Raw genomic sequence first — 11,546 nt, 5'->3', positions numbered from 1 at the left:
GGAGAAATCACAATGAACAAAACTATAAAAACGGCGCTGTCGTTGCTGTGCTCAGCAGCGGCAGTCGTGAGCTTCGGAGGATGCGGGGGAAGCACATCCTCCGGGTCTGGTCCTATCGAACTGAAGTTCCAGACATGGAACCTCAAAAACGACAAGTTCACAGGATACTTCCAGGATCTGATCAAGCAGTTTGAAAAGGAGAACAAAGGCGTCCACATTAAGTGGGTTGATCAGCCGGCTGACAACTATGAGGACAAGCTCTCAACCGATGCCGCTGCAAATTCCCTGCCCGATGTAATTGATATGGGGCCTGAGGCTGCGTATACCTTGGCTGGTGCTGGTGCGTTGCTCAACATTGCCAAGGAGGAGCCAAACGCCAAGGATCAATATCTTGATGCTGCATGGCAATCAGCCACTTTCAAAGGCCCCCATCTGGAGGAGGGCACCTATGGGTTGCCTTGGTACCTGAACACAGGCCCTACCCTCTATAACAAGGCCTTGCTCGATGAGTGCGGGCTTGACTCAAGCAAAGTGCCGAAGACTCAGGATGAAATGTTTGCCAATGCTGAAATCTTCGGGCCGAAGTGTGGTGGCAAGTATGCTATGACCACTGGCCTTCCCAGCATCCAGGATTTCGGTATGTACGGCGTTCCCCTGATGAATAAGGATCACACCAAGTTCACCTTTAATGACCCTAAGGGAGTGGCCTTTGTCCAGCATTATGTGGACATGTATAAGGCCAAGGCCTTTACTGACGAGATGCTGAACACCTCCAATAGCGGCGAGTCAAAGAGCTTCAACTCAGGCTCACAGGTTTTCCTCAATGGCAGCCTGTACAGCATTGACGATATGAAAAAGAATGCCCCCAAGGTTTATGAGCATATGGGCATTACCAGCATGGTCGCCAACACTCATCCGAACATGATGATGGAAATGATGACTGTCAATGCCAATTCCAAGCATAAGGATATGGCGCTGAAGCTGGCCAAATTCGTGACCAACTCCAAGAACCAGCTGGCCTTCGATAAGAAAGCCAATGTCTTCCCATCCTCTAAGGGCACCATTGATGATCCATTCTTCAACCCATCTGGTGACGATATGAATGCTGTAGGCATGAGAATGGTCGCCAAGCAGGTGCGTGAAGGACGTATATGGGGTCCTCCGCAGTTTACTGCAGTAGACGGCACCAGACTTCAAGAACAAATCGCCCAGGCCCTGCAGGGCAAGGTGACTCCCAAGCAGGCACTGGACAATGTTGTTGAGTACGCCAACGGCAGGTTGAAGTAATGGTCCAGTCGTCTCATAGACAGCATAAGGGCGTCGGTTCCGCCGGCGCCCGGCGCCTTAACCCTGACGGCACCTATGTGCACCCTTTGGGAGCCAACAGGAGCGGTCGTGTCGCTCCATGGCTCTTCGTGACTATCCCGATTTTGTGGATTCTGGTCTTTTCCTTGTTGCCGTTCCTGAACACAATCCGCTTGTCCTTCACGGATTCGACCTTGTTGCGTCCTGGAAAATTCATCGGATTCCAGAATTTCATCGATATGTTCCATGATCCACATTTCAGAACGGCAATGACAAACTCATCTCTGTATGTCGTCTGCGTTGTGCCCTTCATGATTATCCTGCCGTTGATTCTTGCGGCGTTGGTGGCCGAAAAAACCAGAATAATGGGATTCTTTAGAACATCGTTCTATGTCCCGGTAATCATGTCCAGTGTGGTGGTCGGATTGATTTGGACCAACCTGCTGGATTCCAAGGGTCTGGTCAACGGTCTGTTCCGTGCCTTGCACTGGATAAGCAAGCCCATTCCATTTCTCACTGATCGTTGGTTGCTCTTGTTCAGCGCCATGACTATTACCATTTGGACCGGCCTGGGCTACTACATGATTATCTATTTGACGACTATCGCCAATATTGACCCGGTCTTGTATGAGGCTGCACAAATTGACGGAGCAGGCGCAGTTCGTCAATTCATCCATGTAACCCTACCTGGATGCACCTGGACTATGATTCTGATCTCCCTGCTGTCTTCTATGTCAGCTTTCAGAGTCTTTGGTGAAATTTACATGTTGACTAATGGCAGCGGTGGAGTCGGCGGGGCCGACATAACGATGACAATGCTAATCAAGAACGAAGGCACTGGCATCAATGCCCGAACCGGATATGCCGGGGCATTGGGTCTGGTTATGTTCTTTGTGCTCGGTGCTCTGATTCTCTTCGAATGGTTCTTGGAATCGAGGTCCTCTGATGACGAGTAAGCATATAACAGTGGGCAAGGTCGTGAAGTATGCCGTCTTGGTCCTGCTCTTCCTTTTCCTTGCCTGCCCGTTGCTATGGCAGATATCCTTGGCTTTCAAGGGTCCTAAGGATGATATGTATGCAGTTCCGCCATACTTCTGGCCTCGCGACCCTACGGTCAGTAACTTCAGCGGAGTCTTCAGGCGTCTGCCTATAGTTGGCTATGCCTTAAACACACTGGTCGTGGCTGCTATCAATATTGTCGGCAATGTCATCAGCGGTACTATGGCCGGCTATGCCATTGCTTTGCTCAAGTTCAAAGGCAAGCGGATCGTAGTAGGAATTCTGTTCCTCTCCATGCTGATTCCTGGAGAAACAGTTATGATTACGCAGTTCCTGATCATCCGTTCTTTGAATTTACAGAACAACTTGATAGGTGTCGCCTTGCCCGGCATTGTAAGCGCGATGAACATTCTGCTGTTCGTTAATGCGTTTCGTGCGATACCTCGAGATCTGATTGAGGCTGCGGAAATGGATGGCGCTAGCGTTTGGCAAAGGTTCACCATGATTTGTGCGCCGCAGGTCAAGGGGACCATGGCTCTAGTGGCTATCTTCTCATTCATGGGTTCGTGGAATGACTTCCTCTGGCCTCTGATTGTTCTGACAGACGACAGTCACTACACATTGACGCTAGGGATGTCTCGTTTGCAGGGAACATTTGTCTCGGATCCCAGATTGGTAGCCGCAGGGACTGTCATTGCCCTGGTGCCTATTCTCATCTTCTTCTTCGTCTTCCAGCGCTATATTTTCCACGGACTGGAAGTCGGCGGGGTTAAGGAATAACGGAATACAGATACTCATGAAATACGGCGTTAATTACACACCATCCGCCGGTTGGTTCTATACATGGCTTCATCCTGATTGGGGACGTATCAGAGAAGATCTGGAACAGATAGCCTCGATTAGGGTGGACCATGTAAGGATCTTCCCTCTATGGCCTATTCTGCAACCGAACAGAAACTATATCAATCCTCAAGCGCTGGATGACTTACGGCATATGGGGGAACTGGCAGCGGAAGCAGGTTTGGATTGTTATGTAGATGTGCTTCAGGGGCACTTGTCCAGTTTTGATTTTCTTCCATCCTGGCTGCGCTCTTGGCATTCTCGCAATATGTTTGTCGATGCTCAAGCTGTACAGGCTCAGATCCAGCTGGTTATAGCCATCTATGACGCTATGGCTGATGTTCAAGGCTTTGCCGGATTGACTCTAGGCAATGAATGCAACCAGTTCGCGAGTATGACGCATCCTTCGCCAATGCCACTGACAAAGGCGCAGGCCGATGCCTGGCTTCGCGCTTTGCTGTTGCCTTTGCAGGAACGTGCCCACCACGATGGGAGAGTACTTCTGCACAGTGAGAATGATGAGGTCTGGTATGCCGACGGTCATCCATTTACTCCCGACCAGGCAGCGAATCTGGGAGACGTGACAGCTATCCATTCGTGGGTCTTCAACGGCACTGCCCAGCATTACGGTGCTCTGAGCGTCGAAAGTGTTGGTCATGCTGAATACCTTGTCGAATTGTCCAAAGCATTCGCACGTCATGATCATCGGCCGGTATGGGTCCAAGAGATTGGGGCTCCGAATAATGTGATAACTAGTAGTGAATCTGGGGTTTTCTGCAGTCGCTCAATCCAGAGGATGCTGCGTTGCAGCGATCTCTACGGTATTACATGGTGGTGTTCCCACGATGTCGATGGGCGTTTTGTTGACTTTCCGGAATTGGAGCATCACCTGGGCCTGTTCGATCTTAAAGGGAATCTAACGGATGTCGGCAAAGCCTTTTCTCAGATAGTGGCTGAGCCCTTGCCTATGGTTGTCAATAGACAGGTCGCTGTAATAGTCGATGTGGACGAGCAGGGATTGCCGCTGTCGCGGGGCTCCTTGGCTCCTGGAGGATCTGTGTTCGAAGCTTGGATGCAGTTGTCGCGCTCAGGAGAGCATCCTGCAGTGGTCACATCTGCCTGTGTGCATGACGAGCAGAGCCTGAATGCAAGGGGCATACATGAATGCCTGCCAGTTGAGCTTCGTACAGGGAATGTGTACAGCAATGTAGCCCGATCGGATTGAATCTAACTCGGAGCGCGACAGTGGGGATCCTTCGAGAACGAACGAAGGATCCCCACTTGAAGCAAGTAAACAAAGGGAGATACACGGATGGTTGATTCTCGATTGTTCTCGTTGGAGAGCATGGGGGCGCATCCTCGGATGTGCGAAGGTTCGGTTGTGCAGGGCGACCGATGGAGAATAGGCATTCTTACGGATGCGCTCATACGTTTCGAGTGGTCAGATACTGGGGTGTTTGTCGACGATGCCACGACTATGGCCATTAATCGGCGATTCGAGCCAGTTCCGGACTACACAGTCACGCGCAATGACGATGGTTCGTTGGAAATTGAAACTTCAGAGTTAAGAATATTCTACGACGGGCAGCCCTTCAGTCCTGAGGGACTGTACATCTATATGAAGCATTCAGGCGCTCAAGAGAGTACCTGGCATTATGAAGATGAGCAGAAAGGCAATTTGGGAGGAACCACCAGAACTCTCGATCAAATCGACGGCTCCACTGCATTGGATCCAGGCCTGATATCCAAATATGGCTGGGCAGTGATTGACGATAGCCGAACAAGCCTGATATGCAAAGCGGATCAGGTAGGAGGGAAGCCCAATCCTTTCGGTACCTGGGTATTTCCTAAGGAAGGGCCGAGCCAGGATTGGTATTTCTTTGGCTACAATCAGAAGATAACCGAGGCTGTAAAAGATTTTTATCATTTGAGCGGGCACACTCCGCTCTTGCCTAGATACGTCTTGGGTAACTGGTGGAGCCGATACCATCGGTACTCGCAGGATGAGTATGAACAGCTTATGGAACGGTTCAACCATGAAGGCATCCCATTCACCGTAGCCGTCATCGATATGGACTGGCATCTTGTCGACATTGATCCCAACTTAGGCTCAGGTTGGACGGGCTATACCTGGAACAAGGAGCTATTCCCCAATCCAAAAGACTTTCTGCATTGGTTGCACGATCATGGCATGCGAACCACGCTCAGCCTACATCCGCGTGATGGGGTTAGGTCGTTTGAAGAACCATATGAGCGTGTAGCCAGAGCCGCCGGAATCGATCCTGCATCGAAGAAAACAGTCGAATTTGATGTGACTTCGCCCGTAAGTATGAACGCTTATTTTGATGCCCTTTTGCACCCGATGGAAGAACAGGGTGTTGATTTTTGGTGGATTGATTGGCAACAGGGATCAGTTGCAAAGCAGAAGGATTTGGATCCGTTGTGGCTGCTGAATCATCTGCATTATTTGGATTCGGCTCATATGCCGGGGCGTAGACCACTGACTTTCTCCAGATATGCCGGTCCCGGCTCGCACCGTTATCCGGTAGGATTCTCTGGCGATACTGTTGTTAGTTGGAAATCACTCAGATTCCAGCCATACTTCACTGCCATGGCCAGCAATATCGGTTATGGGTGGTGGAGTCATGACATTGGCGGTCATATGTTTGGTTACCGTGATGAAGAGTTGGAAGCTCGGTGGTATCAGTTGGGGACCTTCAGCCCCATCAACCGATTGCACTCGAGTTCGTCGCCTTTCAATGGCAAGGAACCTTGGAACTTCCGCGTGGATGTTGCTCAGAGTATGGTCGGGGCCCTCAGACTGCGGCATGCGTTGATCCCATATTTGTATTCCATGAATAGACGTGCGGCATATGAGGATCTGCCATTGGTGGAACCGATGTACTGGCATTATTCCGGCGGCAATGTGCCCACTCAGTTCATGTTCGGCACCGAGTTAATTGTCTCTCCCATCCTGGAACCGGCTGATCGTGCCTTGCAGAAAGCCAAAGCACAAGTTTGGTTCCCACATGGTCTTTGGTTCGACTGGTTTGATGGCCGCCATTATGACGCAGAACGGAAGAATGGGCGCAACATGGAAGTCTGGCGTGGGCTGGACCGGATGCCGGTTTTTGCCAAGGCAGGAGGTATTGTTCCGCTTCAGAGTCACAATGACCACAAGGGACAAACTGATGACGATTACGATTACTCGTTGAACACAGTGGAAAACCCTCAAGGTCTAGACTTGCGTATTTTCCCTGGCGATGATGGGCATTTCACCCTTTGGGAGGATGACGGGGCGCCCCAGGGCAGGATTACATGGGTGCGGACTGATCTGGACTTGAACTGGAAAGAGGGAAAGTTCACTATCAGTCCGGCTCAAGTATGTCCGGAAGAGGGGGCAGCGGGGGTGTCCAATGACCCGGGGCTCGTAGTGCCAAAGCGCCGGGATTGGACACTGACTTTCCGTGGCCTAGCCCCAGTGGACGCATCGAGGATCACTGTACTGTCAGACGGTCAGGCGGTTCCTTTTTCCTGCACCTACGATGAGGAACGACTCAGCTTGATTGTATCCTTACGAAGTCTGCCGTGTACCTCACAAATTGATCTGGTCTTCAATGATCGACCACAAGTTGCGCACAACCCTATGAATCATGATGCTCTGCAATTGTTGCAAGGTGCACAAATGTTCTACTTCACTAAGGAGCAGGCCTGGGATCAAGTCAGGAATCTTGGCGTCAAAGCAGTGTCGGCACTTCATACTCTCGAAATGCCTCCTGGAGATTATGGTGAACCTTCCTGGTTCCAATCTCACATGCCGCAGGAGGTAATACGAGGTCTGGAGGAAATTTTCCTTAGGGATCAGTAAGTTATCTGAACGTTCAGGGTAAGGTGACGGTCAGTTGGCGATGGAGCGGGGGAAGGGTATGAGTCGAGTCAAAACAGATATGGAGCGACAGGATTCGTCTTCGGAACCACAGCGTGTCAGTCTGAAGGATATTGCTAAAGAGCTTGGCATATCCCAGACGGCTGTTTCGTTTGCGATCAATGACAAGCCTGGCGTATCCAGGCGCACCAAGCGACGGGTCAAGGATGCAGCGGCCAGGCTTGGTTGGAGTCCTGTGTATGCGGCCCAGGCCCTGGGCTCCTCTCGTACCATGACCATTGGGTTTGCTCCAGCGCGATCGATAGATGCTTTCCAGACAGAAACTTTCATGTTGCATTTCATGGCTGGAATTCATGCATCCCTCAGCGATCACGGGTATGGCCTTTTGTTTCGGCCCTGCCGTTCCTTGGAGGAGGAATTAACAACATACGAGGATTGGGCTCGACGCAAAAGAGTTGACGGGGTCATCCTCGTGGATTCGTTGATTGACGATCCGAGACCGGGCAGGCTCAAGGCTCTGGGAATGCCGGCCGTCTTGGCGGGTGGTCCCGATACCCATCATGAACTGCCTTCACTCTCGATTGATGATTCCAAAACCATGACCACTATTCTCAAACATCTGAGATCTCAAGGCCATAGGCGTATTGCTTACCTTTCCGGAGATCCAAAATTGGATTACAGCAGGGCTAGGGCCTCAGCATTCCATCATTTTGCGCAAGGTAATGGCCTGGATTCAGCTATAGTCAAATTCACGGATTTCGATCCGGATGAAGCCGTGAACCAGACCTTATCGTTGTTTTCGGGCACACACCCTTATACAGCGTTTATCTATGAGAATGAAATTCTGGCGGCTGCAAGCCTGCGATCCCTAAATATGCGTCGTTCGGATGACGCCGCTGTAGATCTTCCAGCTAGGACTGATGCGCTTCCGGGTATCGTCAGTTTCGAGGACAGCTTCATCTGTCAGTCCACCAGTCCATCGATAACCGCAGTACATCGTGATGCAGGGCTTTACGGTACAAAGGTCGCCAATCTGCTGCTAAAGGTCTTCGACGGCGGTGCAGTTAGTAGCAACCGCCGAATTCTGACCCCCAAGCTGGTCATCCGTGAGAGCACGGCACGTCCAGTGCGATGAAATCCGTGACAACCGCCGGTAAGTCTGTGCTATGGCACCGGTATCATGGTCGCATGTGAGCGTAAACAGTCATACCTGTGAAACGTCTGCTGCCAAGGCCACCGAGGAGGATGGAGTCGTCATGTTCATACCACGTTATTACGAGGATCCAGCCACACTGCATGTGGGAACCGAGCCCAACCGTGCCTACTTCGTGCCGGCCAGCGCCTCCATGGACACGCGTGGGGACCTGCGAAGGCGCTCTGATCGGTACCTGGATCTGGATGGAGACTGGGACTTTCGCTATTACGCCAGCATCGACCAGCTGGACGCCGAGGTTCAGTCCGCCAACGAGGCCAAGGATCCGGTCTTTTTCGAGGCCGACTACAGCCCTTCTCGGGATGCGGGCCAAGGGGTATATCAGCCCATCCATGTGCCAGGAGTCTGGCAGACCCAGGGCTATGACAACCCCCAGTACACCAACGTGCGTTATCCGTTCCCATACGATCCGCCCAGGGTGCCTGCCGACAATCCCTGTGGCATCTACCTGCGCGCTTTCGACTACGAGCCTGATTCCTCGGCGCCCCAGGCCTTGCTCAATTTTGAGGGAGTGGACTCCTGCTTCTATCTCTGGGTCAATGGTGATTTGATCGGCTACAGCCAGGTCTCCCACGCCACCAGCGAGTTCGATGTGACCGACCACCTGCGGCCGGGCCGCAACCAGCTGGCTGTTCTGGTGCTCAAGTGGTGCGATGGCAGCTATCTGGAGGATCAGGACAAGTTCCGGATGAGTGGCATCTTCCGCGATGTGTACATCCTGCGTCGGCCCAAGGCACGTTTGCGTGACTGGTTCGTCCACACCGACCTGGACGAGGACATGAGTCATGCCAAGGTGACCTTGGACTTGGATCCGACCGGCGTATCGGGCCAGAACGATGCTGCTGTGGATGTCCAGGCTCTGCTGGCCGACCCCGATGGGGTGGAGGTGGCCCGGGCCGAGCTGACAGGTTGCAAGGAGCCTGCGCAACTTGCCCTGAAAGTCAGCCATCCTCGCCTCTGGAATGCTGAGGATCCTGAACTCTACCGGCTGACGCTGTCGACTAGGTCCAGCGCATCTGACACCGGCGATTCTGCTGAGTCCATGCCGGGGGAGCATCCCGACGAGGTCATCACCGAGTACATCGGTCTTCGCACCATCAGTGTGGACGGCCAGGTGGTCAAGGTCAACGGCAGTCCCATCAAGATTCATGGGGTCAACCGCCATGACGGGGATCCACGCACCGGCTTTGCCATCAATCAGGAGCAGATCATGCGCGACCTGACTCTGATGAAAGAGCACAACGTCAACGCCATCCGCACCTCCCATTATCCCAACAGCCCCCAGTATTACGCCCTCTACGACCAGCTGGGCTTCTACCTGATCGCCGAGGCCGACCTGGAGACCCACGGCATCGAGACCCTCTACCATAGTCCGGACTGGAAGGAACCCGATTACTGGAATGGCTGCATCGCTGACGAGCCGCGCTTCACCAAGGCCATCGTCGATCGGGTCCAGCGCAGTGTGGAGCGGGACAAGAACCATCCTTCGATTCTGATCTGGTCCATGGGCAACGAAAGCGGATACGGCTGCGGCATCGAGGCGGCTCTGGCCTGGACCAAGTCTCGGGACCCCTCCCGTCTGACTCACTACGAGTCGGCCATCCACGGTTCGCCCCGGAAGGATCTGGACTATAGCAATCTGGACATCACCTCAAGGATGTATCCCAGCATCAAGCAAATCAAGGATTACTTCACGCCGGAGGGTCCTCACGGCATCAGCAGCCACGGGGATGACGGAGACGGAGGCCGTCGGCCTTACTTCCTCTGTGAATACTGCCATGCCATGGGACTGGGCCCAGGGGATTTGGAGGACTACTTCCGGGTCATTCAGGCCTATCCAGGGCTTCTGGGCGGCTGCATCTGGGAGTGGGCCGACCATGCCATCGATCAGGGCAGGGACCGCAAGGGCCGTCGGATCTATGCCTATGGTGGCGACCACGGTGAGTACCCCCATGATGACAACTTCTGCATGGACGGCCTGGTCTACCCCGACCGGCGGCCCCACACTGGCCTCAGGGAGTTCAAGAACGTTTTCCGCCCGGCCCGTCTGGTCGGCTACGATCCCCAGACCCGGCTGCTCACCCTGCACAACTATCTGGACTTCACCTTCTTGGATGAGTACCTGAGCCTGAAGTGGACCCTTCTGTGCGATGGGGAGCCGGTGGCCTCCGGAACGCCGGAGCTCGGCCGAGGGACCGGCCTGCACATCGCCCCCCATGCCGAGGGTACCGTGGGTCTGCCGACGATGGATCCGCCCGAGAAGGGCCGTCTGACCCTGCTGGTGGAGTACGCCCTGGCCAAGGCCGATCCAGTGCTTCCACAAGGGCATCTGCTCGGCTTCGATCAGCTTGAAGCTGCCGATATGGGAATGCCTGAACGTCCCAATGGCGTGGCCAGGGTCATCAGTGCCGACCCCGGCAGCGGAGCCCGGGGTGCCCACCGGCCGGTGGTCAGGCAGACTGATGCCCGCTTCGATGTGGAGGGGGCTGATTGGCGCTACATCTTCAACCGCCGTACCGGCATGGTGGAATCAATGAGCGTCGACAACCGTTCGCTCTTGACCGCTCCTATGGAGATCAACCTCTGGCGGGCGCCCACCGACAATGATGCCACCATCAAGCAGGAATGGCGCAAGGCCGAATACGACCGTGCTAGTACCAGGGCCCTATCCTGCCAGCTGCAGACTGATCAGGAACGGGGGTTGACCACAATTAAAGCTGAACTGTCCTTGGTGGCACCTTTCATTCAGCCCATGGGCAGCATCCTTGCCACCTGGACACTGAGCGACCAGGGTGGGCTGGATCTGAAGATGGAACTGCACCGTGATCCTGAGTTCCCCTATCTGCCCCGGTTCGGCCTGCGGCTCTTCCTGCCCAAGAGCCTGCAGCGGGTCACCTACTGCGGCTATGGGCCCTATGAAAGCTACCGGGACATGCACCGTGCCAGCCACTACGGCGTTTTCCGCAACACTGCGTCAGGCATGGTAGAGCACTACCTGCGTCCCCAGGAGAACGGCTCCCATTATGGCTGCGACTACGTCCTGGTGGAGGATGACCGTTCCCTGCTGCAGGCAGCGGGGGATGGGCCCATCAGTTTCAACTGTTCCCCCTACACCCAGGAGGAGCTGACCGCCAAGGGGCACGACCACGAGCTGGAGGAGTGCGGCTCGACCGTGCTCTGCCTGGACTATGCAACAAGCGGCGTAGGCTCCAACAGCTGCGGACCCGAGCTGGATCCCGCTTACCGCTTGGATGAAACCGATCTGGTCTTCGGACTGCACCTGCGGGTCCGTTCCAAGTAACC

At 53.9% G+C, this 11,546-nt stretch carries 7 protein-coding genes; all 7 read left to right on the top strand.

The window, feature by feature from the left end; translation table 11 throughout:
• Positions 1 to 12: 12 nt before the first annotated feature.
• Positions 13 to 1,287, top strand: a complete 1,275-nt coding sequence (locus CI603_RS08000) for a sugar ABC transporter substrate-binding protein (protein ID WP_121913701.1) — start codon at positions 13 to 15, stop codon at positions 1,285 to 1,287.
• A 77-nt stretch (positions 1,288 to 1,364) separates the two neighbouring features.
• Positions 1,365 to 2,261: a carbohydrate ABC transporter permease gene (locus tag CI603_RS07995; protein WP_259465522.1), complete on the top strand. Its 897-nt coding sequence runs from the start codon at positions 1,365 to 1,367 to the stop codon at positions 2,259 to 2,261.
• The gene (locus CI603_RS07990; RefSeq protein ID WP_046322712.1) at positions 2,251 to 3,084 is read left to right on the top strand and encodes a carbohydrate ABC transporter permease; all 834 of its coding nucleotides are present in this window, start codon (positions 2,251 to 2,253) and stop codon (positions 3,082 to 3,084) included. Before CI603_RS07995 ends, CI603_RS07990 begins: the two co-directional genes overlap by 11 nt.
• 16 nt (positions 3,085 to 3,100) lie before the next feature.
• Positions 3,101 to 4,369, top strand: a complete 1,269-nt coding sequence (locus CI603_RS07985) for a glycosyl hydrolase (RefSeq protein WP_121913699.1) — start codon at positions 3,101 to 3,103, stop codon at positions 4,367 to 4,369.
• An 87-nt stretch (positions 4,370 to 4,456) separates the two neighbouring features.
• On the top strand, positions 4,457 to 7,012 hold the full coding sequence (locus CI603_RS07980) for a glycoside hydrolase family 31 protein (RefSeq protein ID WP_121913698.1): 2,556 nt from the start codon (positions 4,457 to 4,459) through the stop codon (positions 7,010 to 7,012).
• 58 nt (positions 7,013 to 7,070) lie between these two features.
• Entirely contained in the window at positions 7,071 to 8,165 is a 1,095-nt protein-coding gene (locus CI603_RS07975) for a LacI family DNA-binding transcriptional regulator (protein WP_232346791.1), read from the top strand.
• A gap of 121 nt (positions 8,166 to 8,286) precedes the next feature.
• The gene (locus CI603_RS07970) at positions 8,287 to 11,544 is read left to right on the top strand and encodes a glycoside hydrolase family 2 TIM barrel-domain containing protein (protein WP_121913697.1); all 3,258 of its coding nucleotides are present in this window, start codon (positions 8,287 to 8,289) and stop codon (positions 11,542 to 11,544) included.
• Positions 11,545 to 11,546 lie beyond the last annotated feature (2 nt).

The sequence above is a fragment of the Bifidobacterium sp. wkB338 genome (assembly GCF_003688325.1).
GTDB lineage: Bacteria > Actinomycetota > Actinomycetes > Actinomycetales > Bifidobacteriaceae > Bombiscardovia > Bombiscardovia polysaccharolytica.
Note: the sequence above shows the minus strand (reverse complement) of the source record. Positions and strands in the feature narration are given on the sequence as shown.